General features: G+C 67.6%; 20 protein-coding genes and 1 tRNA gene. 16 read left to right on the top strand and 5 right to left on the bottom strand.

Translation table 11 applies throughout. The annotated features are described in order from the left end of the window. The first annotated feature begins 43 nt into the window (after nucleotides 1-43). The 8 genes from N1028_RS16890 (at nucleotide 44) to N1028_RS16855 (ending at nucleotide 7,791) form a co-directional block, all read left to right on the top strand. Complete coding sequence (locus N1028_RS16890; RefSeq protein ID WP_259530570.1) at nucleotides 44-1,747, top strand: MDR family MFS transporter; 1,704 nt, start codon at nucleotides 44-46, stop codon at nucleotides 1,745-1,747. Nucleotides 1,748-1,757: 10 nt separating this feature from the next. Next, nucleotides 1,758-2,207 carry a MarR family winged helix-turn-helix transcriptional regulator gene (locus N1028_RS16885; protein ID WP_259530569.1) on the top strand — a complete coding sequence of 150 codons (450 nt, stop codon included), beginning with the start codon at nucleotides 1,758-1,760 and terminating at the stop codon, nucleotides 2,205-2,207. Between the two features lie 109 nt (nucleotides 2,208-2,316). Beyond that, nucleotides 2,317-3,597: a phosphopyruvate hydratase gene (gene eno, locus N1028_RS16880; protein ID WP_259530568.1), complete on the top strand. Its 1,281-nt coding sequence runs from the start codon at nucleotides 2,317-2,319 to the stop codon at nucleotides 3,595-3,597. 23 nt (nucleotides 3,598-3,620) lie between these two features. Then, the gene (locus tag N1028_RS16875) at nucleotides 3,621-4,160 is read left to right on the top strand and encodes an FtsB family cell division protein (protein ID WP_259530567.1); all 540 of its coding nucleotides are present in this window, start codon (nucleotides 3,621-3,623) and stop codon (nucleotides 4,158-4,160) included. Further along, nucleotides 4,157-4,672: a DUF501 domain-containing protein gene (locus N1028_RS16870; RefSeq protein ID WP_259530566.1), complete on the top strand. Its 516-nt coding sequence runs from the start codon at nucleotides 4,157-4,159 to the stop codon at nucleotides 4,670-4,672. Before N1028_RS16875 ends, N1028_RS16870 begins: the two co-directional genes overlap by 4 nt. Beyond that, on the top strand, nucleotides 4,672-5,964 hold the full coding sequence (locus tag N1028_RS16865; protein WP_259530565.1) for a S8 family peptidase: 1,293 nt from the start codon (nucleotides 4,672-4,674) through the stop codon (nucleotides 5,962-5,964). Before N1028_RS16870 ends, N1028_RS16865 begins: the two co-directional genes overlap by 1 nt. 41 nt (nucleotides 5,965-6,005) lie before the next feature. Continuing rightward, nucleotides 6,006-7,631: an NAD(P)/FAD-dependent oxidoreductase gene (locus N1028_RS16860; RefSeq protein WP_259530564.1), complete on the top strand. Its 1,626-nt coding sequence runs from the start codon at nucleotides 6,006-6,008 to the stop codon at nucleotides 7,629-7,631. 86 nt (nucleotides 7,632-7,717) lie between these two features. Continuing rightward, nucleotides 7,718-7,791: transfer RNA gene (locus N1028_RS16855), tRNA-Leu, on the top strand. Nucleotides 7,792-7,959: 168 nt separating this feature from the next. Here N1028_RS16855 and N1028_RS16850 read toward each other — a convergent pair. Together N1028_RS16850 and N1028_RS16845 are read right to left on the bottom strand one after the other, a co-directional pair. Further along, complete coding sequence (locus tag N1028_RS16850; protein ID WP_259530563.1) at nucleotides 7,960-8,244, bottom strand: tyrosine-type recombinase/integrase; 285 nt, start codon at nucleotides 8,242-8,244, stop codon at nucleotides 7,960-7,962. After that, nucleotides 8,211-8,996 carry a site-specific integrase gene (locus N1028_RS16845; protein WP_259530562.1) on the bottom strand — a complete coding sequence of 262 codons (786 nt, stop codon included), beginning with the start codon at nucleotides 8,994-8,996 and terminating at the stop codon, nucleotides 8,211-8,213. Before N1028_RS16845 ends, N1028_RS16850 begins: the two co-directional genes overlap by 34 nt. A 633-nt stretch (nucleotides 8,997-9,629) precedes the next feature. Between N1028_RS16845 and N1028_RS16840 the strand changes: the two genes are divergently transcribed. The 4 genes from N1028_RS16840 to N1028_RS16825 all read left to right on the top strand — a co-directional run bounded on the left by N1028_RS16840 (nucleotide 9,630) and on the right by N1028_RS16825 (nucleotide 14,723). After that, nucleotides 9,630-10,433 carry a hypothetical protein gene (locus N1028_RS16840; RefSeq protein ID WP_259530561.1) on the top strand — a complete coding sequence of 268 codons (804 nt, stop codon included), beginning with the start codon at nucleotides 9,630-9,632 and terminating at the stop codon, nucleotides 10,431-10,433. Between the two features lie 229 nt (nucleotides 10,434-10,662). Next, the gene (locus tag N1028_RS16835) at nucleotides 10,663-12,474 is read left to right on the top strand and encodes an AAA family ATPase (RefSeq protein ID WP_259530560.1); all 1,812 of its coding nucleotides are present in this window, start codon (nucleotides 10,663-10,665) and stop codon (nucleotides 12,472-12,474) included. A 67-nt stretch (nucleotides 12,475-12,541) separates the two neighbouring features. Next, the gene (locus tag N1028_RS16830) at nucleotides 12,542-13,321 is read left to right on the top strand and encodes a GHKL domain-containing protein (protein ID WP_259530558.1); all 780 of its coding nucleotides are present in this window, start codon (nucleotides 12,542-12,544) and stop codon (nucleotides 13,319-13,321) included. Then, the gene (locus N1028_RS16825; protein WP_259530557.1) at nucleotides 13,314-14,723 is read left to right on the top strand and encodes a response regulator; all 1,410 of its coding nucleotides are present in this window, start codon (nucleotides 13,314-13,316) and stop codon (nucleotides 14,721-14,723) included. The genes N1028_RS16830 and N1028_RS16825 overlap by 8 nt, the downstream gene beginning before the upstream one ends. Before the next feature lie 1,034 nt (nucleotides 14,724-15,757). Here N1028_RS16825 and N1028_RS16820 read toward each other — a convergent pair. Continuing rightward, nucleotides 15,758-16,027 carry a hypothetical protein gene (locus N1028_RS16820; RefSeq protein WP_259530556.1) on the bottom strand — a complete coding sequence of 90 codons (270 nt, stop codon included), beginning with the start codon at nucleotides 16,025-16,027 and terminating at the stop codon, nucleotides 15,758-15,760. 213 nt (nucleotides 16,028-16,240) lie between these two features. On the opposite strand from N1028_RS16820, the gene N1028_RS16815 reads away from it, so the two are divergent. The 3 genes from N1028_RS16815 to fgd all read left to right on the top strand — a co-directional run bounded on the left by N1028_RS16815 (nucleotide 16,241) and on the right by fgd (nucleotide 18,939). Beyond that, nucleotides 16,241-17,368 carry a cell wall-binding repeat-containing protein gene (locus N1028_RS16815; RefSeq protein ID WP_259530555.1) on the top strand — a complete coding sequence of 376 codons (1,128 nt, stop codon included), beginning with the start codon at nucleotides 16,241-16,243 and terminating at the stop codon, nucleotides 17,366-17,368. A gap of 129 nt (nucleotides 17,369-17,497) precedes the next feature. Continuing rightward, nucleotides 17,498-17,860, top strand: a complete 363-nt coding sequence (locus tag N1028_RS16810) for a hypothetical protein (protein WP_259530553.1) — start codon at nucleotides 17,498-17,500, stop codon at nucleotides 17,858-17,860. 68 nt (nucleotides 17,861-17,928) lie between these two features. Next, complete coding sequence (gene fgd / locus N1028_RS16805) at nucleotides 17,929-18,939, top strand: glucose-6-phosphate dehydrogenase (coenzyme-F420) (RefSeq protein ID WP_259530552.1); 1,011 nt, start codon at nucleotides 17,929-17,931, stop codon at nucleotides 18,937-18,939. 96 nt (nucleotides 18,940-19,035) lie between these two features. Here the strand turns inward: fgd and N1028_RS16800 are convergent, their stop codons facing one another. Further along, nucleotides 19,036-19,638 (bottom strand): flavin reductase family protein, encoded by a 603-nt coding sequence (locus tag N1028_RS16800; RefSeq protein WP_259530551.1) that lies wholly within the window; start codon nucleotides 19,636-19,638, stop codon nucleotides 19,036-19,038. Between the two features lie 92 nt (nucleotides 19,639-19,730). Further along, nucleotides 19,731-22,067, bottom strand: coding sequence for an Ig-like domain-containing protein (locus tag N1028_RS16795; protein ID WP_259530550.1), 2,337 nt, complete (start codon nucleotides 22,065-22,067; stop codon nucleotides 19,731-19,733). A gap of 240 nt (nucleotides 22,068-22,307) precedes the next feature. On the opposite strand from N1028_RS16795, the gene N1028_RS16790 reads away from it, so the two are divergent. Further along, the coding region (locus tag N1028_RS16790) for a TetR/AcrR family transcriptional regulator (protein WP_259530549.1) at nucleotides 22,308-22,997 on the top strand (690 nt) is incomplete at its 3' end.

The raw sequence follows: 22,997 nt of genomic DNA, 5'->3' as shown, positions 1-22,997 counted from the left end.
AGATATAGTTGACGTCGATCAACTTTCTACTGTTTGGAGAACGGTGTCCCTCAAAACCTCTGACGCGCCGGTGCAGACCGCCGACGCCGCTTCGCGACGCCGGGTTCTGGTGCCGCTGTCGGGCCTCCTGCTCGGTATGTTCGTGGCGATGCTCGCGAGCACCGTGGTGTCGAGCTCGCTGCCGAAGATCATCGGCGACCTGGGCGGCACCCAGGCCGGCTTCACCTGGGTGGTCACCTCGACCCTGCTCGCCACGACCGTCTCGACGCCCATCTGGGGCAAGCTCGCCGACCTCACCAACCGCAAACTGCTCATCCAGCTCTCACTGCTCATCTTCATCGTCGGCTCCGGCCTCGCCGGGCTCGCGCAGAGCACCGAGATGCTCATCTTCTTCCGCGTGCTGCAGGGTCTCGGCGCCGGTGGCCTCACGGCCCTCGTGCAGGTCGTGATGGCCGACATCATCCCGCCGCGCGAGCGCGGCCGCTACATGGGCCTGCTCGGCGCCGTCATGGCCGTGGCCACGGTCGGCGGCCCCCTGCTCGGTGGCGTCATCACCGACTCGATCGGCTGGCGCTGGAACTTCTACATCGCCGAGCCCTTCGCCATCGCGGCCATCATCGTGCTGCAGCGCACCCTCCACATCCCCACCCACAAGCGCAAGGTGCGCATCGACTATCTCGGTGCTGCCCTCATCGCGGCCGGCGTCTCGCTGCTGCTGATCTGGGTGACCCTCGCGGGCAACGACTTCGAGTGGCTCTCCGCCACGAGCGTCCTCATGGTCGTGGGGGCCGTCGTGCTGCTCGGCCTCGCCGTGCTCACCGAGCTCAAGGTCAAGGAGCCCATCATCCCGATGGCCCTGTTCACGAACCGAACCTTCTGGCTCGCGGTCGTCGCGAGCATCTCGGTGGGCGTGGCCATGTTCGGCACGAGCGTGTTCCTCAGCCAGTACATGCAGCTCGCCCGCGGCAAGACCCCCACCGAGTCCGGCATCTACACGATCCCGATGATCGCGGGCGTGCTCGTGTCGTCGATCATCATCGGTCAGGTCATCAGCCGCACCGGCAGATGGAAGCGCTACATGGTGACCGGATCGGTGCTGCTCACCATCGGTCTCGCCCTCATGGGCACCATCCGCTACGACACCGACTTCGCTCTCGTCTTCGTCTACATGTTCGTGATGGGCGCGGGAGTGGGCATGGTCATGCAGAACCTCGTGCTGATCGTGCAGAACGCCGTCGACCCGCGGCAGATCGGCACCGCGAGCGCTTCGGTGGCGTTCTTCCGGAGCCTCGGCGGCACCATCGGCGTGAGCGTCATGGGTGCCGTGCTCGGCAGCCGCATCACCACGCTCGTGGCCGACGGCCTCGCGAAGATGGGCGTCGACCCGTCGCAGACCGGCGGGCTCTCGAGCGGAGCGATCCCGGATCTCAGCACGCTGCCGGAGCCCGTCCGCATCCTCGTGGAGTCGGCCTACGGCGAGGCGGTGGCCGACGTGTTCCTCATCGCCGTGCCGCTCGCGGTGATCTCGATCATCGCGATCGCCCTGCTGCCCAACCGCGCCCTCGGCACCAAGACCTCGGTCGAGCAGATCGCCGACCAGGAGAAGGCGGCGTCGATCATGGTGGCCGTCTCGGGCGCCGAGGTCGCGGCCGACACCGAGGGCATCCCGTTGGAGGACATCGAGGCGGAGGCCGGGGCCGCGAGCGTGGCGAACGAGGAGGCCGAGACCGCTGACCGCTCCCGCTAGCCTGGAGGGCGTGAGCTCCGAGGAACGTACCGAGGCCATTCTCGCCGTGGAGGGCGAGATGGCCCGGATCGCGCGTGCGACCCGGGCGTTCCTGCTCGAGAACGCCAATCGTTTCTCCTCGGAGCTCCCGCCCTCGGGCTTCTGGGTGCTGCGCTACGTCGTGAAGAACGCCCCCGTCGCTCCCGGTGCGATCGTGGCGCAGGTGGGCATGGACAAGAGCGTCGTGAGCCGGCACCTCCGGCTCCTGAAAGACCTCGGCTTCGTCACGAGCGTGCCGGATCCGGCCGACGGGCGTGCGAGTCTCTACGAGCCCACGCGGGCGGCCCTGAAGCGTATGGACGACATCCGGCATGAGGTGCAGGCCGCCTACGCGGGGGTGCTCGACGACTGGAGCGACGACGACGTGCGCGAGTTCGTGCGCCTGCTCGCCGCCTTCAACGACAGACTCGAAGCCCGGTGAGATCGGTAGACTAGCCACCGGCGGCTGCACGCTCTGGTGCACGCTGCTGCCCGACCGCGACGCACGCCGTCCGCCGGGTTCTGCCGTACGTATGAGGAGAAAATCACCCGTGGCACTTATCGAAGCCGTTGGCGCTCGCGAAATCCTGGACTCACGAGGAAACCCGACCGTCGAGGTCGAGGTCCTTCTCGATGACGGGGTCGTCTCGCGCGCCGCCGTCCCCTCCGGCGCCTCCACCGGCGCGTTCGAGGCCTACGAGCTCCGCGACGGCGACAAGGGCCGTTACCTCGGCAAGGGCGTGGAGAAGGCCGTCGACGCCGTCATCGACGAGATCGGCCCGGCGCTCGAGGGCTTCGACGCCACCGATCAGCGCCTCGTCGATGCCGCGATGATCGCGCTCGACGGCACCGACAACAAGAAGCGCCTCGGCGCCAACGCCATCCTCGGCGTCTCGCTCGCCGTGGCCCGTGCCGCCGCCGACTCCTCCGACCTGCCGCTGTTCCGCTACGTCGGCGGCCCCAACGCGCACACCCTCCCGGTGCCGCTCATGAACATCGTCAACGGTGGCGCGCACGCCGACACCGGTGTCGACATCCAGGAGTTCATGGCCGTGCCGCTCGGCGCCGAGACCTTCTCCGAGGCCCTCCGCTGGGGCGTCGAGACCTACCACTCGCTCAAGTCGCTGCTGAAGTCGAAGGGGCTCTCCACCGGCCTCGGCGACGAGGGCGGCTTCGCCCCCGAGCTCCCGAACAACCGTGAGGCGCTCGACTTCATCCTCGAGGCCATCACCCAGGCGGGCTTCACCCCCGGCAAGGACATCGCGCTCGCGCTCGACGTGGCCGCCTCGGAGTTCTACGACAACGGCTCGTACACCTTCGAAGGCACCCAGCGCTCCGCAGAGGAGATGTCGGCCTACTTCGCCGACCTCGTGGCGAACTACCCGCTCGTCTCGATCGAGGACCCGCTGAACGAGGACGACTGGGCCGGCTGGGCCCACCTCACCTCCGAGATCGGCTCGAAGGTGCAGCTCGTCGGCGACGACCTGTTCGTCACCAACCCCACGCGCCTCGCCGAGGGCATCGCGAAGGGCACCGGCAACTCGATCCTCGTGAAGGTCAACCAGATCGGCACGCTCACCGAGACCCTCGACGCCGTCTCGCTGGCGCAGCGCTCGGGCATGACCGCGATCCTCTCGCACCGTTCGGGCGAGACCGAGGACACCACGATCGCCGACCTCGCCGTGGCCGTCGACGCCGGCCAGATCAAGACCGGTGCGCCTGCCCGCAGCGAGCGTGTCGCGAAGTACAATCAGCTGCTGAGGATCGAAGAAGAGCTCGCCGAGGCCGCGGTGTACGCCGGCCGCGGCGCGTTCCCCCGTTTCTCCGCTTAGGAGATCCGATCGAAGGCAGTTTCATGCGGCAGCGACCACCGGCAGCGGGTTCCCCTCGGGCAGCCCGGGTGCCGGTGGCGTTGCCGCAGTCCGGTGCCGCGCAGCCGGGATCCGGTGGTGCGGTGGGCGCGAGCTGGCTCCGCAGCATCCGCTTCTCCGGCTTCACGGTGCTCATGTTCCTGGTCATCGTGATGTTCGTGGTCATCATCGCCCCCGGTCTCCGGGTCTACGTCGAGCAGCGACAGGAGCTCGCGGCCCTGCAGGCGGCGGTGGATGCGCGGGTCGAGGAGAACGACGACCTCACGAGCGAGATCGCCCGCTGGAGCGATCCCGCCTACATCAAGGCCGAGGCCCGCGACCGGCTCTACTACGTCATGCCGGGCGAGACGAGCTTCCTCGTGATCGACGACCAGCAGCAGCCGGAGCAGACCACCGGCGGTGTCAGCGACACCATCAGCACCACCGAGGTCGACTGGCTCTCGTCGCTCTTCGCCTCCGGCATGACCGCGGGGCTCTCGGACGCCACGCCCGCCGAACTCGACGCGAACGGAATCACCCCATGACCACCCCGCCCTTCGAGCCCGCGACGGAGCACGACATCGCCGTGGCATCCGCCCAGCTCGGGCGACCGGTGCGGAACGTGCTCGGCATCGCAGCGCGCTGCGTGTGCGGCAACCCCACCGTCGTGGCCACGGCCCCGCGGCTGGCCGACGGCACTCCGTTCCCCACCCTCTACTACCTGTCGCATCCTGCAGCCACGGCCGCCATGAGCGACCTCGAGGCCGACCACGTCATGGTGGAGCTGCAGGATGCGCTGGGCGACGACGAGACGTCGGCCGCCTATCACGCTGCCCACGCCGCGTACCTCGCCGACCGCGGGCAGTTCGGCGAGGTGCCCGAAATCTCCGGCATCTCGGCCGGCGGCATGCCCGTGCGGGTCAAGTGCCTGCACGCCCTCGCCGCGCACTCGCTCGCGGCGGGCCCAGGCGTGAACCCGATCGGCGATCTCGCGCTCGAGCGCGGCGACTGGTCGCCGACCGTGTGCGAGTGCGTCGACTACGCGATCGAGCCCTGATGGGCATCCGTCGCCTCGGCCGTCTGAGGGTCGCCGCGTTCGCGGCGGCGGCTGCCTCGACGATGGTGGTCGTGGGCGTCATCGCGCCCGTGGGCGGCCTCGAGGCCGCGCGTGCCGACTCGATCCGCGACATGGAGTACTGGCTCGCCGACTACGGCTTCCGTCAGGCGTGGAACACGACCGAGGGCGAGGGCGCCGTGGTCGCGGTGATCGACACCGGGATCGACGGCAGCGTGCGCGAGCTCCAGGGCGCCGTGGTCGACGGAGCAGACTTCTCGGGCGCCGGCTCGCCCGACGGGCAGACGCCGGTGGGCGAGAGCCCCGAGCACGGCACCATGGTGGCCTCGCTCATCGCCGGCCGCGGCACGTCGTTCGGCAGCGGCGTGATCGGTGTCGCACCCGAGGCGTCGCTGCTGTCGATCTCGGTCGACCTCGGCGAGGGCTCGGTGGGCTCGGACGAGCAGATCGCCGAGGCCGTGCGCTGGGCCGTCGACCACGGCGCCGACGTCATCAACATGTCGCTCACCCGCAACAGCCTCGACTGGCCCGAGAGCTGGGACGACGCGTTCTCCTACGCCTTCGACAACGACGTCGTGGTCGTGGCGGCCGCCGGCAACCGGGGGAGCGGCACCACCGAGGTCGGTGCTCCCGCCACCATCCCCGGAGTCGTCACCGTGGCGGGTGTCGACCAGGCGGGGGACGCGAGCCTCGACTCCTCGTCGCAGGGCATCACGATCGCCGTCGCGGCCCCGAGCGAGCAGCTCGTGGGCGTGGTGCCGGGCGGGGGCTACGTGCTCTGGGGCGGCACCTCGGGGGCGGCGCCACTCGTGAGCGGTCTCGCGGCGCTCGTGCGCTCGGCGTACCCGGAGCTCGACGCGGCCAATGTCATCAACCGCATCATCGCGACCGCGACGCCGAAGGGCGATCCGGTGCCTGGGCCCATCTACGGCTACGGACTTATCGATGCGGCGTCGGCGATGACGACCGCGGTCGAGCCCGTGAGCGCGAACCCCATCGGCGATCTCGCGGCGTGGATCGCCACCTACCGGCCCTCCTCGAGCACGACGTCGCTCGAGACGCTCGTGATCCCGGCGCCGTCGGCCGACCCGAGTTCGGGCGCGCCCGACGCGGGCGACCCGGAGGCGGCGGGCCCCACGGACTCGTCCGACGCCGGGGTGTACAATTTGATCCACTGGGCGGTGCCGCTGGGGCTCCTGCTCGGGTTCCTCATCTTGATGGCGACGTTCGCTCTGGGGGCCGTCTCGCATTTCAGGGGGCTGCTCCGCAAGTAGTAGCCTGTACGCAGGCCCTGTACTGAGGAGATCGTTTCATCGTGCCCAAAATCCTGATCGTCGGCGGCGGCTACGCCGGTTTCTACACCGCTTGGAAGCTCGAGAAATGGCTCCGTTCCGGTGAGGCCGAGGTCACGGTCGTCGACCCGCTGCCGTACATGACGTACCAGCCCTTCCTCCCCGAGGTGGCCGCCGGATCGATCGAGCCGCGTCACGCCGTGGTGGGTCTCCGCCGTCACCTCAAGAAGACGCGCGTCGTCGCCGCCAAGGTCACCGCCGTCGACCACGCCGCGAAGACGGCCACGATCACCCCCGAGATCGGTGAGCCGTGGGACGAGTCGTACGACCAGATCGTCGTCACCGCAGGTGCCGTGTCGCGCACGTTCCCGATCCCGGGTGTCGCCGACAACGCCATCGGGTTGAAGACCATCGAGGAGGCGACCGCCATCCGCGACCGCATCCTCACCAACTTCGACAAGGCCGCCACGATGCCCCCGGGTCCCGAGCGCACGCGCCTGCTCACGGTCGTCGTGGTCGGTGGTGGCTTCGCCGGCATCGAGGTCTTCGCCGAGCTCCGCTCGTTCGTCTCGGCGCTCATCAAGAGCTACCCCGAGATCGCGTTCGAGGACACGCACTTCCACCTGATCGAGGCCATGGGCCGGATCATGCCCGAGGTGAGCCTGCCCACCTCGCTCTGGGTCATCGACAACCTCGCCGAGCGCGGCGCCCAGGTGCACCTCGACACCCAGCTGAAGTCGGCCGTCGACGGCGTCGTGGAGCTCTCCACCGGTGAGTCGTTCGAGAGCGACGTCATCATCTGGACCGCCGGCGTCATGGCGACCCCCGACATCAAGCACTACGGCCTCCCCATCGAGGAGCGCGGGCGTCTGCGCGTGCGCGCCGACCTGCGGGTCGAGGGCGACGACGGAATCGTCGAGGGCGCCTGGGGTGCGGGCGACGTGGCGGCCGTGCCCGATCTCACCGGTGGTGGCGTGGGCGGTTTCTGCGTGCCCAACGCGCAGCACGCGGTGCGCCAGGGCAAGCTGCTCTCGAAGAACATCGTGGCCTCGCTGCGGGGCGAGGGCGTCAAGGACTACTTCCACAAGAACATGGGCGCGGTGGCGGGCCTCGGTCTCGGCATCGGCGTGTTCCAGTCGGGCAAGATCGCGCTCAAGGGCCTCCTGGCCTGGTTCGCGCACCGCGGCTACCACGGTCTCGCGATGCCGTCGTGGGAGCGCAAGATCCGTGTCATCTGGGGCTGGATCCACAACTTCTTCCTCGGCCGCGACAACGTCTCGCTCGAGGCGCGCGTGAAGCCGCGGGCGGCGTTCGAGCAGTACGCGGCGCGGCCCAAGTCGGCACCGGCCACGGCGTCGACGCCTGCGGTGAAGGCGGCGGGCACTCCGATCCCGGCCGGAGCGGCAGCGCCCACGACCACGAAGTCGAGCTCGGCGCCCGGCAACCCCGAGCTGCCCGGTTCGCACTCGTCGGAGCCCGCGGCCACGGCTGCGGTCAACGGCGTCGCGGCCACCGACTCGGCGCCCGAGTCGCCGGACAACGCCCCCGCCTCATCGCCGGCGGCGGGATCCGCTGCTCCCGCCAAGGCGAAGGCCGCGTCGAAGCCGCGCGCCAAGGCCGCCGCGAAGTCGTCGCCCGCCGGCGAGTAGCCCCTCCATCACCTGCGCCGCGCATCCGCCCCCCGGGGCCCGGATGCGCGGCGCAGTCGTGTGCGCCCGGGTACCATGAAGCACCCGCCCCCATAGCCCAACCGGCAGAGGCAGACGACTTAAAATCGTTTCAGTGAGGGTTCGAATCCCTCTGGGGGTACCCATGAAAGGTTTCGCAGATCCTCTTATTTCCGCGGAAGTGAGCTGATTCGGCCCCGGCCAATTCAGGTTCTGCCCACGGTTTGCCCACATTTGAAAGATCCCGTGCGTCATCGAGGGCGTCTCCAACTGCGTCGAGGTCGTCGTCGAACAGATCGGCATAGGTGTCCTATGTCATGGCGGCCGAGGCATGTCCGAGAATCCGCTGGAAAGCCTTCACGTTCGCGCCGGCAGAGACGGCGAGGCTGGCGGCCGTGTGTCGTAGATCGTGCAGAGTGAGTTTGGGGAACGATTCGTCAGCTCGTTGAGCCCGCGCGATGGCAGATTGATACCACCCGTCACGTGTCGAGGGGGTCAGCGTGTACTGGTCTCCATTCCCGAACACCAACTGCTCACGACGCTTACCCTCGCACAGCTGCGCTAACGGCTGGATGAGGAATTTCGGGAACGGCACGCTCCGAGCTTCATGACTCTTCGGAGATCCGACGATGTCTTCCCGCCGATGAGCACCGCGTTCTCGTGGACCTGGAGCCGGCGGCGCAGCGCGTCGACGTCACGGACTCTGAGTGCCGTCGCCTCACCCCATCGAAGACCCGTGTACGCCAGAACGCGCACGAGCGTGCCATTCGACTTCGATGCTTGGGCGAGGAGCTCGACCTGCTCGTGTGACAGGTACGGATGAGGCTTACGGATCTTCCGAGGGAGGTCCACGCCGCGGGCGGGGTTGGATGAGAGTCGCCGATCCTTCACGGCCACATCGAGAACGGCCGCCAGGATTCCGTAGGCGCGGATGACGGTCGACGCACCCCGCGGGCCAGGAGTGCGGTAGGCGGTTCGCGCGGCACCCGAGGTCATCGCAGTGACCCACGCTTGCACTTCGCTGTGCCTGATCGTCGACACCGCGCGATTGCCCCACTGAGGCTCCACGTAAACGCGCCAGCTTATCTGCAGGGAGTTGCGTGCAGAGGGCTTCATGGGCACCTTGTGGGCCAGCCAGGTGGCGCCGAGTGCGCCAACCGTCGATCGACCTGCGGTGGCGTCGACGAAGGCGCCGGTAGTCTTGGCGACTTCGATGCTCGCCGCGAAGATCTCGGCCTCTCGCTTCGTAGTGAATCCTCGCTTGTCGGTTTGCGAGTGGTCCGGCTTGCGATACCTCACCCGGTATCGCTTCCCAGCCTTCGTCTCATACGGCGTGATCGTCGCCATGTGGTGTCGCCCCTTCCCCGATCTTCCATTCCATCTTCCACCGGCTAGGGGTCCACAGAATGGTCCTCGTAGGGGGCGAGTCTCTGACCCCCTAAGGGGACCAAAAACTTATCGATCAGGGGACCACTCAGTTGCCCCCTTAACAAGAAGAGAACAGGAAGGAGCAGAACTGGAGCAGTACGCGCGAGGCGCGATTGCGGCAGATTTGAGCACGATATTCGGGCGTCAACACCTCGCTGGGCGGGGGTGCCGTTACCTCTTCCCTAGGCGGGAATGGGTACCGGAAGGGTCTATCCCTCTTCTTGCCTGCGCCACCGCCACCCCCGAGCGGAGCTCGCTTCCCAACCTCCCCCAAACTTCGTTGCATTTTGACGGAGGTTGGGAAGTAGAGGGGTTGCGGTGGCGCAGGCAAGAAGTGAGTTGGATATGCGACAGGCAAACAGCCAGACGGGGCGGGGTGGGAAGTGGTGAAGAGGGTGAGCATTCGGTGTGGAGAGAAACGTCGTTGTACGAGCGGATCTGACGATGGCGCGTAATTCGAACAAGAGTGATAGGTCTTGGCGCGGGGCATCCGAGTGCAGCGTTCGGCTTGTGCAAGTCGTCTACCACGTGGGCTCGTGAGAGGATGCGAACGTGGAACCGTACGACAGCCAAATCACATATTGGCTGCATCACGCCTCGCACTGCGATCTGAGTCCTCAACACCGTCAGGCCACTCGCCATTTGGAGGAGTCGCTCCATCGGCTCGAACGCAAACGGAAAGCGATTGAGGCCGTTCGCGCGCGAATTCCCCGCACCGGACTCGGCCTTGTGGCGCCTTCGGAGGCGCAACAGCACGATCTGTTCGACACGACCCAGGACTTCTTCCAGACGTATTACGCGACGATCTCTGCTCTCGCGGCGTTCCTGAACTATGCGAAGCGAGTCACGCGCGCAGATGTCCCAACCCGGTCGATTGCAAAGTTCATCGACTTTCTTAGATCCGGGTATCTGCGCCGACGCAACTCCTCGTACCGGGCACTAATGTCCGCCAGGGACTTCCGGACCGTGCTCGATCACTCGCCTGGGCACGCGACTTTCGATTGGCTGACTAACGGAAGTGCAAAGCAACCTGTTCACATTGTGCTCTTCTCTCGCCGCGCCGGAAGGGTCCCGGAGGGAGCTGATGGCGACCCCGCCATTGGTTGGGCGTTCAGAGCGCCCGACGACGCTCAGGTCATGGAAGCGTTGATCGAAGCACTAGCGTTCATCTTCGGGAGACTCACGGCCGAGTATCGAACCCCTCAGATGGATGCCACGTGCAGCTGGGAAGCAGATGGCTTCGGTTCCGCCCCGGCAATCGCGTTCGAGAATCATGTCGGAGAACTGATGCGCACATCTCCTAGAACAGCGTTCGACGGCCCCCACCTCAGGGCTCCTCGCGAAAATTCAACCTGATCGTGAGCCATCTAGGATTCAGTCGCGGTGTGGATGTATCGCGTAACCGCTATCCCGTTTCGCAGTCGTATCTGCAGGCTGCGCGGTCATGGGTTGGTAGCCATTCTCGTTGCTGACTGAGCTTGGGTGGCACTCGTGAGCTCCGTCTGAGGACTGGGTGCCTCGGATCGTGGTTGGTCTCCCGCTCAAATCACGAGAAGATAGCGAGGTGTGGATATCGCGAGTGCGCGTGAATGGTGGATTCCTTGCCGGGCTCGACGTCGAGCTATCGCGGGGACTCAATGTCGTCATCGGGCCGCGAGGATCTGGTAAAACCACGCTACTCGAACTAATCCGGCACGCGCTTGGAATCGAGCATGCGGACGAAGCCGAGGCTAAGCGCCAGCGAAAGGCCATCACTCACCTTCTTGGCGCAGGCGAAGTGGTGCTGGATGTGGAGGACGAACACTCTTCGTACCATCTGGTTGTTGACGCGCAGGGGAATGGCCGGTCTGGCGAGCTCTCTACTGCCGCGCTCGCGCTTGGGCAAAACGAGCTGGAGCGGATTGCATCCAATTCCGCCAGCCGGCTGAATCTCATCGATCTGCGCGCGGTCGTCTCGGCAGCACCTCCAAGCTTGGAACTCGCCGGACGCCTGACACGTGATTTGGCTCGGGTACGACAAGACGCGGAGCAGGCAAGGGAGCAGGCATCCCGACGCGCGCTCTTAGAGGCCGATCGCACGGCGCTTGCTGACCAGGAGCGCGAGCTATTGATTGACTCCTCGGCGGATCTTGGAGAACGACGCGAGTTGCTCCGAGCCCTAGAAGCGGAGTTGCTCGCCGTTAGTGGCCACGCAGAAGCCAGCGAACGAACCACAAGCCGCATCGCAGACGCCTTCGCCCTGGCCCAGCGACTGCAAGCGGCGATTGGGGCGGTTCCGTCGCGAGAAAATGGGGTGGCCGTTGCTGCTGAGGTGGAACCTCGGGTCTCATCGCTTCTTCGTTTAGGTGAGGAGCTGGTCAGCGGGATATCCGAGCTCGAGTCTGCACTCAACCTTGTTCGCAGAGACTTGCTCGATGAGCAAAATCGGCTACGACTGAAGGCGGCGCCGGTCCGGGCAGAGCTGGAGACCGCGGAGCGCGGACTGGGCCAGATCACTGCCAGACTTCGAAACATAGATGCAGAGCTTGCTGAAGTCGCTCGGTTGGAGGCTGCGCTTCTCGAGTTGCAAGCGTCGGCCAGCGAGCTCGTCTCCGAGCGATCTCAATTGCTCGATGAGTATGAGAATTGGCAGGAAGGACTTTTCGAAGCGCGCCGAGCGGTTGCCCAGGCCGTTTCGGAGGACTTGGAGTCACGAGTAGTAGTCAGCGTTGATCATCTCGCTGATTCGACGAAGTTCCGCGACCTTCTGATCGAACTTCTACAAGGCTCGGGACTCCAATACCGAGCACTTGCGGACTCGATGGCTCGGTCGCTTCTGCCTCGCCAACTGCTCTCGTACGTAGAGAACAACGATCTCGTTGGCCTATCCGAAGCGACCAATGTGGGAACTGATCGCGCAACTCGTGTCTTGGCAGCCCTACAAAACGAGGAGAGTGTGTCGTCGCTAGCAGAAGCGACACTCGATGATCGGGTCGATTTTCGGTTGATCGACGGCGCGATCCAGAAGAGTGTCGAAGATCTTTCGACGGGGCAGAAGTGCGCCGTAACTCTTCCGATCGTGCTCACTGAAGGATCTCGCATTCTCATTTTGGATCAGCCCGAGGACCACCTCGATAATGCGTATCTGGTAAAGAACATCATTACGTCCTTGATGATGCGCGAAGAACGGGGCGCGCAGACAGTCGTCGCAACGCACAACGCAAACATCCCAGTGCTGGCGTCTGCGGAGGTCGTCCTTTCGCTTGAAAGCGACGGCACCCGGGGCTTCGTGGTTAATCGAGGATCATTCGAGTCGCAGCCGATCGTGGACACGATTACTGGGTTGATGGAAGGCGGGCGCGATGCTTTCCTCCGTCGAGCCGAGTTCTACGCGGAGCACGAGGTTGAGTCCAATTAATCAGCCCCCGAGCGAAGCACTGCGTAGTCGGCTGCCGTCTGAGCGCGTCACTGCCGCAGATTGGTATGTGCGGAACGCAGCACCTGGCGACATCGGCCTGTTGACTACTGCCATCGCGGAAGAGACAGTTCCCGCGGTGCGGGGATTGCTGGAGGCTGCCGCGCGGCAGGCCCAGCAGACTCCGGCACCAGCCGTCGGCGACCAACCTCAGGAAGCTCCCGCTTCCCCGGACATCCTCGACGCATTGAGCGGTCTAATCCGACACGAGACAGAACCTATCATCGGGTGGATTCGGCGGAGTGCGGCTAAAGAGATCGGAGACCGCTACGAAGCGAGCGAGACGTTCAAGAACATCGATCTCCTACGACGCCGTTTATTGGGTCTCGAGACGCTGGCTGCGGCACATCGCCTGCCGAGATATTCGAGAACGTCGCTCCTCAATCTCATCGTGGATTGCCAACCAGAAGGCTTTCCTGAGCAGGTTGTCGAGGCGAACACAGGCGACGACGACTCAATCGATACAGATCCCGGGTTGTTCGCCATCGTCGTAGGTAATGCGCTATTGAACGCGCAGGAAGCTTCAGCAGGGCTGCCAGGAGCTCCGATCCTCGTGCGGCATGGAGTCAGTGACCGGCAGTTTTGGGTTACCGTCACTAATCGTTTCCAGGGCCAGGCATTCGAGATGGAGCATGTCGCGCAGACGGGCGCTTCGACGAAGGACAGCCACAAAGGACTCGGTGTCACCGCGATGCGAATGGCCGCCGACCGCTTGCGATACAGTTTCACGCTTCAGGCAAGCGGAGGAACCGTGGTCTTTTCACTGCGGGGAGAGAGATTTCGTGCCTAGATTCCGAGCCATTCTCGTTGAAGACGAGCCGACCGCGGCACAGTTCACGACTGATGCGTTGGAAGCGGCTGGTTTCGATGTCGTGGTCTACGCCGACGCGCTCTCTGCGCAGGAGCACGTCGATTCGACAGCGGACCTCATCGATCTCCTGGTCCTAGACCGGCGACTTCCCTTCCGCCCCGGCGAGGCGCCGAGCGACGAAGTGGGCGATGACCTGCTCACAGCTATGTTGCTGAAGCATCCGGACCTAGCTGCAATCGTCTTCAGCGGGCATACCGGCTTTGAGCATCTGCAGTTCGCAACAACCGAGCGCGGGATCGTGTCACTCGGGAACGACGCATTTGTCTTCGACCGAGTGCGCCTCTTCGAAAAAGGTCAGTCCCTCGAATTCGATGAGTACGTGGGGAGGGTGCACCATGCGTTGTCGGCTCTGCAGGATATTCAGATCACTGGTGTCGACCCCGCCGAACTCACGGCGCACAATCGGCGGTTGCTTCGACGTGTTGCGTTTGAGTTCGGCGGGAGTTCGATCGACGCACATACACTCAGCGGCGGACTAACGGGCTCACCCGTTTGGCTGTGCACGGTCGAGAGCGATCACGGTTCTATCGCCCGCGTCGTCGCCAAGCGACAGATCAAAACACGCGAGCCAGGAGGATTTCAGAACCTGTGTCCGGCCCAGATCACCGCGGGCGTGGTAGATACGATTAAAGGGTTTTGCGGCGGTTTCTACGTCACGATCCAACAACTTGTGGGCTCCAGCCCTACTCCACTCCTTGACTTGATTGATACTGACGAGGCGACGGCCGTTGCGGCAATTGGAATCCTTCGAGACAGTCTCGGGCAGATGTCAAGCGGCCAGCGAGCGAACGTGTCGATCGAAGAGATCGCGGCGCCATTCGCGCCCTGGTCGACAGTAGTCGAACGCGGAGTGAGGTTCGGCATCCATGTACCGCCGGGCTCTCGGATTGCGGCGACGAGGTCCGCGCCGCGCCACGGCGACCTTCATCCCGGCAACGTTCTAGTGGCAGACGGCCACCCTGTCATCATCGATTTCGATAGCCAGACGAGCGGCAGTGCGCTCGTCGACGTCCTCGCACTTCATCTAGGGCCCCTATTCCACCCGGATTCCCCACTCTTCGGCGCAGCGTGGCCAACCATTGATCAATGCGGGCAGTTCGCCACGGACGCCTTCCTTGACGATTGTCCAGCTCCTGACTACTTTGCGTTCCTTGCCGACTGGTCAAATCAATCCTTTTCGTCCGCTCGAGAGTACTCGGCCCTGGTGCTCGCGTATGCCGTTCGGCAACTTAAGTACCCCGATGTTCTTCGTGACGACTTGACGCGATCGCGTGCGATAGCTCTCGCTAATTGGGCTGCGGCGCGCCTTGATTCTGATTGACCATCGGCCACAGCTCGCGAGGCCGGTCACTAGGGTTCGCTCGTCCCGAATCAGTGGTCCCAGGAGGAGACTCCGGTACGGGTGCATGAATGTGATACCGAGCGGCCGTGGAACTCCTGGAGTCCCGGGCCGACAGCTTTACCCACAGTCACCCAGAGTTGCCCAACAGGCTGTTGGACAACTCTGGGTGACTAACATCTGCTTCTGACGATCGAGCGCGAACCCGGAGTGAGCTCCGCGTGGCGGGCAGTAGGGAGAGCCTGCCAGCCGCTTCTGGGTGCGCCCATGACGATTCCAGGCCTACGCACGTGCCCACACTTTGCCCACACTTGGCGATAGAGGGCATGATTCAACGACGTCTGTATGATTGAAGTATCCCGGAAATACGCGGGACTTGCGACTTAGAGTCGGCGTTCTTGACCTGGAGTGAGGGTTCGAATCCCTCTGGGGGTACCCGATGCCCGCTCATGCCAGTGACCTAAGGCTCTACCCCGCTGCACACACCCCGGCGAGACTGGTCAACGAGAAGCCCGGTAAGCGGTCCCGGTTCGGGTCGGTGCCGCATCCCCACCCCGGCACTCAGGAGCCCCGCCCATGGGTAGGGCGGGGCTCCACTCCGTGCGGCCCAGGGCCTTGCGGATGCCTCCCACACGCGGAGTTGCCGAGGCGCGAGGTCGATGGCGAGCAGCCGAAGGACATACACTGGCACCTTCGCGTCCTAGACCTCGGCTCGATCCTCAGACGGGGCAGTGGCGCGCGTCGATTCCCCCACATCGATGAGCGTCACTGCCCTCTCAGACTCATCTCGCTCGGCACGCGCCCGGATTCGACTCGCGCGCGGACGGTGGATGGGGGCCCTTACCCCACGCGGAACCCCCATCCGTTGGCCAAAGTACTCCCCGGCGAGCCGAGCGGCACGTCTCGACAGAAACGACCCAATCCGATCGGATGTCGGCTCCGAATACCCAGCATCCTCGTCGGGTCGCAGCGTGGGGGCTGCGACCCGGCGGGGGGTGTTTGCGTTCCCACCCGGCTCAGCGGCGCTGCACGTCGAGCGCGGCGGGCACGGTGGAGGTGATGGCGAGCCGATGACAGGCCGTCGCCGCGTCGTCGAGCTCCTGGAAGTACCCGTCGCCGATGAGGCGGCGCGGCTCCCGGTATGTCACCGCGCGCCACCGCGACACCGGTTCGCCTTCGAGCCGCAGGTCGACCCAGCGGATGATGGCGAACGGCTCCTTCGTGCCGGGCCGGGGGTAGTAGAATTCGATCGGCAGGATGCTCTGCACAGGGCGCCAGTCGGGCAACGGGTGTTCCTCTCGGGTGATGGTCTCCTCCTCGCGCCGGCCCGCGCAAGCCGACCCTAACCGCACCCCCGGACACTCGAACGGGGGCTGTCGCACCTTTACTGCCGTCGAATAGCGTCATCGGACGCTCCGACCCCCGACCCGGCCCCCATCCCGGAGGAGGCGACAGACGCCGACGCACTCGAGGCATCCGCTGCGCTCGCCACACCAGGGGTGTCGCGAGCGCGCTACAGCGGAAGCGACCGCTACGAGGTGGCGGTCTCGATCGCCCGCGAGTGGCCGGCCGGCGTGCCGGTGGTCTATCTGTCGGCGGGCGCCAAGTTCGCCGATGCGCTGAGTGCCGGTCCTGCAGCGGTGAAGCAGGGCGGCCCCCTTCTGCTCACCAAGGCGGAGGCCCTGCCCGTGTCCGTCGCCTCCGAGCTCCGGCGGCTCGCGCCCCGGCGCGTCGTGATCGTGGGTGGCCAGGCCTCCGTGAGCGGGGCCGTCTTCGCCGCCGTGCAGAGCGCCGTTCCCGGTGCCGAGGTCGTGCGGCTGGGCGGTGCCGATCGCTACGAGGTCTCCCGGGCCGTCGTGGACGACGCCTTCGGAGCATCCGGAGCGCCGCTTCTCTACGTCGCCACCGGAGTCACGTTCCCGGATGCGCTCTCGGCCAGCCCCGCTGCCTCCGCGGCGGGTGGCGCCGTTCTGCTCGTGAACGGCTGGGAGCCGGGTCTCGACGGGCGGGCCGCAGCCCTGGCCCAGAAGCTCCGGCCGAGCAAGATCGTCATCGCGGGCGGCACGGCCTCGGTGCCGACGAGCGTGGAGTCGGCGTTCTCCGCTGTGGCCCCGACGGTGCGCCGCGGCGGCGAGAACCGCTACGAGGTCTCGGTGACACTCAACTCCTACGCGATCCCCTCTGCCGACCGGGTGTTCTTCGCCACCGGCAAGACCTTCGCCGACGCCCTCTCGGGCGGTGTGCTCGCCGGGAGCGTGAAGTCTCCGCTGCTCGTCGTTCCCGGAGCCTGCGTGACCGAGGCCATCCGCGATCGTGTGCAGGCCTATGGGGCCGGCACTCCGATCGTGTTCGGTGGACAGGCGTCCGTCAGCGATGCGGCCACGCGGCTCGAGGTGTGTGCGCCGCCGCCCCCGCCGCCCGCGCCGCCTGCGCCGCCTGCGCCGCAGCCGCCCGCACCGCCCGCGGCGCCAAGCAACCCGGGCGACTCGAAGAACTGCGGCGACTTCCCGGACTACGCGTCTGCCAAGGCCTGGTTCGACACGTATTACCCCTGGTACGGAGACATCGCGAAGCTCGACCAGGACAACGACGGCATCCCCTGCGAGAGCCTGCGCGGCGCTCCCTGAGGTCGAGGCGCAGGCAGCGGCAGAGGCCTCGTTACGGTCTCGGTAGTGCAACCGGGTCGCTATCGTCGTAAGTTGAGGGAGTCGGTATGACGACCGGCGACCCGAGAGGCCTCGATGATGAGCAATGGGATGATGCCCGCCACCGGGATCGGCAGCGGGCAGACCACGGTGGGTCTGTTCGACGCCGACGCCGGGGTTCTGGCCCAGCGCGCCGAGGTGCTCTCGCAGGTGCCCGGGGTCGATCTGAGGATCGCGGCCGGTTCGCTCGGCCAGATGCTGACCGACCCGGCGTTCCCGCCGGACGTCGTGATCGTGCAGCAGCGCGAGGGGGAGCGGGTCTCCATCAACTACAAGATCAGGGTCTGCCGGCTCGCCGACGCGCGCGTGATCGTCGTCTCGAACGGGTCCGGGGAGAGTCTCGCGCACGACGTCGGCTCGATGATGACACCGGTCACGAGCTTCGACGAGGCGGTCGCGCTCATCCGGAGCTGACCTGTTCGCCGTCACTAGAATGGACGTCCGGGCCGACGGTCGGCGCGGAGCGAAGGGCGACCACAGGCATGAGCACTCCCATCCGGTTCGGGTACAAGGCGTCGGCTGAGCAGTTCGGGCCCGGGGAGCTCCTGGAGTACGGCGTGCTCGCCGAGCAGGCCGGCTTCGACTCGATCTTCGTCTCCGACCACCTGCAGCCGTGGAACCACGAGGGCGGCCACGCACCGGCCGCCATGCCGTGGCTCGGTGCGCTCGGTGCCCGCACCTCCACGATCGTCATGGGCACGAGCGTGCTCACCCCCACGTTCCGCTACCACCCCGGCGTCGTCGCCCAGGCCTTCGGCACGCTCGGGGCGCTCTACCCGGGGCGCGTCATCCTGGGCGTCGGCACCGGCGAGGCGCTCAACGAGGTCGCGCTCGGCATCCCGTGGCCCGAGGTGAAGGAGCGGTTCGCACGCCTCAAGGAGGCCATCCAGCTCATCGAGCGGCTCTGGAGCGAGGAGCGCGTGACCTTCGACGGCCAGTTCTACCGCACCGAGAACGCCACCATCTACGACCGCCCCGAGACGCCCGTGCCGATCTACATCGGCGCCTCAGGCCCCGCCGCCACGCGACTGGCCGGCCGGATCGCGGACGGCTTCATCACGACCTCCGGCAAGAAGCGCGAGCTCTACACCGAGACGCTGCTGCCGGCGCTCGAGGAGGGCATCGAGAAGGGCGGCCGCGCCGAGGGCGAGGTCGACACGCTCATGGAGATGAAGGTGTCGTTCGACCACGACCGGGAACGCGCCCTGCAGGACACGCGCTACTGGGCTCCGCTCGCCCTCACGCCGGAGGAGAAGATGGGCGTCGAGGATCCGATGGAGATGCAGCGCCTCGCTGACGCGCTGCCGATCGAGCGGGCGGCGTCGCGTTGGATCGTGTCGACGGATCCGGATGAGCACGTGGAGCGCATCAACGAGTACATCGCGCTGGGCTTCCGGCACCTCGTGTTCCACGGGCCGGGCGCCGACCAGGCGCGGTTCATCGAGCTCTATGGCGAGGAGATCCTGCCGCGGCTGCGCGCCCAGCACGGCTGATCGCGGCGTTCTGCAGACAACGACAAACGTCGCGCCCACTGAGCCCTCTTCGGGTCCGGTCGGCGCGACGTTTGTCGTTGTCCGCAGGAGCGGACGTCAGTCGATCTTGGAGTGGTCGCCGAGACGGTGCCAGGTGCGGTTGTGGTAGACGAGCGGCTCGGCTTCGCGGGCATCGGCCGACGGGTCGCCCGCGGGCGGCGCGTGGGTCTCGAGCGCCTGGACGGCGACAACCGTCGAGCCCCCGGCATCCATCGTGTTCACCACGCGGCCACGGATCCACGCGTGCGCGGCAGGGAAGTGCGGCTCGCCCGTGGGGAGGCGCTCCCAGATCGAGGTGTCGGCGAAGCGGTCGATGCCGCTCGTGGCCCCGAGCTTGGCGATGTCGATCTGCGCGGCACCGAGCAGGTGCACCACGACGGTGTCGGCGCGGCGGATGGTCGGGGTCGAGGAGGAGAGCTCGGAGACCGAGAAGACCAGGAGCGGAGGCGCGACGCTCACGGAGAAGACGCTCGTGGCGGTGAGGGCGACCGGGCCGTCGCCCGCGTCAGCGGTGATGACGGCCACGCCGGCGGGGTGGTTGCGGAACGCCGCCTTGAACTCGTCGGGCGTCACCGACTCCGCGAACTGGTGCTCGGTGGGGGCGGCGTCGGGCTCGCGGCTGCGATCGCGGTCGTCGGATGAGGTCTGCGCGTTCGTCATACGGCGATCCTAAGACGATCGGTCGCGGAGGGTGCGGTGAGCGCATGCCCGGTGTCAGATTCCGTCACAGAGCCCGAGTGGTCCGCATCCGCTCAGTCGTCGTCGGTCGCTGCCGCGACGAAGCGCTGCCAGACCCAGACCGAGACGCAGAGCGCCGCGAAACCGAGGGCCACGAGTGCGAGGGGCAGCACGCCCCCGGCGGCTGCGGTGGCGGCGAGCGAGGGCACGAACAGCATCGTGAGCGAGCTGAACGAGACGATGGCGAGCAGGAGCCAGAGGGCGGGCGACCAGTCGAGGATGCGGCGCCCGCTCGTGCGTGCCACCGGCACGAGCAGCAGCGACGCCGAGCCGAGGGCGGCGAGCACGATCGTGTGCAGCAGCTCGGAGGCGGCCACGACCCAGAAACCAGGGGCGCCATCACCGGCGAGGCCCGTGATGAGTCCGGCAGCCACCCAGGCGGCTCCGCCCACCAGCAGGAGCACGAGGAGCTGCACGGTCGCCAACCGCCCCAGGGTCGCGCGCTCGCTGCGGGCGGAGGCGGCCGGCGCGGCGAGGACGAGGGCGGCGACCAGCCCGAACACGAGGGCCGGTTCGATCCCGGCCATCCGTGACACGAGCGCGAACGCGACCGACACGAGCAGCAGGGCGGGCCGAAGCCGGGGAGTCGAGCGGATGCCGAACGCCGCCCGGGCGATGACGGCGGGCAGCACGGTGGCGGCCACGTTCACCACCACCACCGCCGCGACCACTGCGAGGTAGAGCCGCAGGTAGGCGGGCTCGCCCGTCACGGGGCCGGACAGCGTCACGATCGCCGCCGAGGCGAGCAGGGTGGCGGCGCGTGAGACCCAGGGGCTGACGCGCACGTCGGGGGCGCGCTCGAACTCCTCGCGCGAACGGTTGCGGCCCGTCAGCCGCCCGAGCGCGGATGCGGCCGAGGAGCGTGCTGGGCGGCCCGGGTCGGGGGCGACGGCTGCCGCCGTGCCGCGCGGCCCGCGGAGGGCCTTCTCGAGCAGGCGCGCGGGCAGCACGAGCAGCAGCAGGGCGGCTCCTGCCATGACCAGAGCCACCCACCAGAGCGGTGCGGCGGCGGAACCGAACGCGGGCTGCAGAGAAGCGGAGAAGGGGGTGCCGTCGGCCCAGCCGTCAGGCATCGGCGCCACGGCGCCGGGGCCTGTGGACCCATCGCCTGGCCGCCCGCCCGATCCGGAGCCCGTGCCGGAGCCCGCCTCGGAGCCGGAGCCTGAGCCGGGCGCGTCGGAAGCGTCTCCGCCCTCGGTTCCGGGCACGGGCGCGGCGCTGCCCGGCGACGTCGCCGTGGGGCCGGGCTGCGGAGCGGCCCCGGGGGTGGCGCCCGGACTCGGCACCGACCCCGAGAAGGTCATCACGAGCGCGCCCGACTGCACGCTCACGTTGCCCGCAGCATCCTGCTGCAGCACGGCGACGTTGTAGCTGCCGGCGGGCACGGTTCCGGCCTGGCACGACCAGGATCCGCCGGCGACGACCGTCTCGCACAGCACGTGGGCACCGGCGAACACCGACACCCTGGCTCCGTCTTCACCGAGCCCGCTGAACACCGCGCCCGTCGCAGGGAGCGTTCCGGGGCCGGCGGGTGACTGCAGTGCGGGGGCCGAGGGCACGGTCGCGTCGACCTGCACCGCGACGGCGGGGCTCACGGCCGAGGCGCCGCCGCTCCAGCTCGTGGACTGGGCGGCCGAGACGAGGTGCTCGCCGTCGGTGATGCCGCCGCCGAGGGGGCAGGTCCAGGCCCCCGAGGCATCGGCCGTGGCGGTGCACTCGAACGCCCCGGCGACGGCGGTCACGCTCGCACCGGGGTAGGCGGAGCCGAGCACGACGCCGTTGGTGAGCGATCCACGCGGTCCGCCGGAGACGACGGGCGCCGTGAGCACCCGTACGGTGACCGAGGCCTCGGTGGGCTCGGCGCCCGTGCTGAGGGCGACCACCCGCACGGTGGTGGCAGGGGAGCTGGCGAGGCCGGAGACGTCGCAGGCGAAGGCTCCGGATGCGTCGGCGGTGTCGATGCAGACGGGCTCGGCCGACCCGCCGAGCTTGATCTGCACGCTCGAACCCGGTTCCGCCGTGCCGGCGACGGTCGTGGCGCCGTCGAGGAGCACGCCGTCGGCGGGGGAGGTGATGACGGCTGAGGCGGGCTCGGGGGCGGGTGCAGGCGGGGGCGGTGTGGTCGGCGGGGCGGTCAGGTCCGGGCCGCTCGTGGGCGCATCGTCGGGAGCGGGCTCCGGCTGCGGAGCGGGTGTCTCGGATGTCGCCGGAGCCGCGGCGGCTGCCAGCGAGGGCGCCGAGAACAGCGGGCCGAGGAGGACGATGGTGGCGAGGACCAGGAGCAGCGGTCCTGCGGCACGGCGAACCCTGGACGGAGAGACCGCCGGAGCGCGGTGTGCGGCTCGGCGCATCGATGCAGGCCGTTCGCGGGATCGACCGGTCGCGACGTCACGCGTGCGCGACGTCGCCTCCCCCCGCCACTTCTGCGATCCCGACACCTCACATCATTCAGCCAGACCGCGCGGCGTGAACCAAGACCCCTCGGCCTTTGTGAGGGAATTCGGAGGCGAAGCATGGACTCGCGACCCGCCCTGCGGCATACTGACGCAACTGGGTCAACTGACCCACACCTGCCGACCTCGAGGGGGACGATGTCGCGTCTGCCTGTCGCCGAGCGCCGCGAGCGACTGCTCGCCGCCGCCTTCGCCGTGATCGCGCGCGGGGGCGTCGGGGCCGCTACCACCCGTGCCATCGTCGACGAGGCCGGCATGAAGCTCGCGAGCTTCCACTACGCGTTCGCCTCGCGCGAGGAGCTGCTCGGCGAGCTCGTGGAGCAGGTGGTGCACGCCGAGGCGACCGCGCTCGAACTCGAACCGACGGTCGGCAGCACCCTCGAGGAGATCCTCGCGGCCGGACTCCGCCGCTACTTCGACGGCGTGCGCGCCGACCCCGCCCGGGAGCGCGCCATGTTCGAGCTCACCCAGTACGCCATGCGCACCGAGGGCATGCAGCCGCTCGCCTCCCGCCAGTACGCCCGCTACCGCCGCCTCGCCGCGGAGGCCCTGGCCGAGGCGGCGGCCCGAAGCGGATGCGCGTGGCCGGCCGGCACCGATCAGACCGCCGCCCACCTGGTCGCCCTCACCGACGGCATCACCCTCGCGTGGCTCGCCGACACGGCCGGCGCGCCGACGGTCACCACCACAACCCGTGTTGCCGCCCGCGCCGCCACGACGACCGCGGCGGAAGACGCCCGCGCCGCCACGACGACCGCGGCGGAAGACGCCCGCGCCGCCACGGCCGCCGCCGACGAGCGCGCCGACGCCGCGCTCGCGTTCGCGGCC

This window comes from Herbiconiux oxytropis (assembly GCF_024979315.1).
GTDB classification, from domain to species: Bacteria; Actinomycetota; Actinomycetes; order Actinomycetales; family Microbacteriaceae; genus Herbiconiux; species Herbiconiux oxytropis.
This window is presented reverse-complemented; position numbering and strand designations above follow the sequence as displayed.

Bases quoted from the DNA above. Each gene is read 5' to 3' on its own strand.
- N1028_RS16875 (WP_259530567.1), top strand. From the start codon at position 3,621: ATGCGGCAGCGACCACCGGCAGCGGGTTCCCCTCGGGCAGCCCGGGTG.
- N1028_RS16870 (WP_259530566.1), top strand. From the start codon at position 4,157: ATGACCACCCCGCCCTTCGAGCCCGCGACGGAGCACGACATCGCCGTG.
- N1028_RS16865 (WP_259530565.1), top strand. From the start codon at position 4,672: ATGGGCATCCGTCGCCTCGGCCGTCTGAGGGTCGCCGCGTTCGCGGCG.
- N1028_RS16845 (WP_259530562.1), bottom strand. From the start codon at position 8,996: ATGGCGACGATCACGCCGTATGAGACGAAGGCTGGGAAGCGATACCGG.
- N1028_RS16810 (WP_259530553.1), top strand. From the start codon at position 17,498: ATGATGCCCGCCACCGGGATCGGCAGCGGGCAGACCACGGTGGGTCTG.
- fgd (WP_259530552.1), top strand. From the start codon at position 17,929: ATGAGCACTCCCATCCGGTTCGGGTACAAGGCGTCGGCTGAGCAGTTC.
- N1028_RS16800 (WP_259530551.1), bottom strand. From the start codon at position 19,638: ATGACGAACGCGCAGACCTCATCCGACGACCGCGATCGCAGCCGCGAG.
- N1028_RS16795 (WP_259530550.1), bottom strand. From the start codon at position 22,067: ATGCGCCGAGCCGCACACCGCGCTCCGGCGGTCTCTCCGTCCAGGGTT.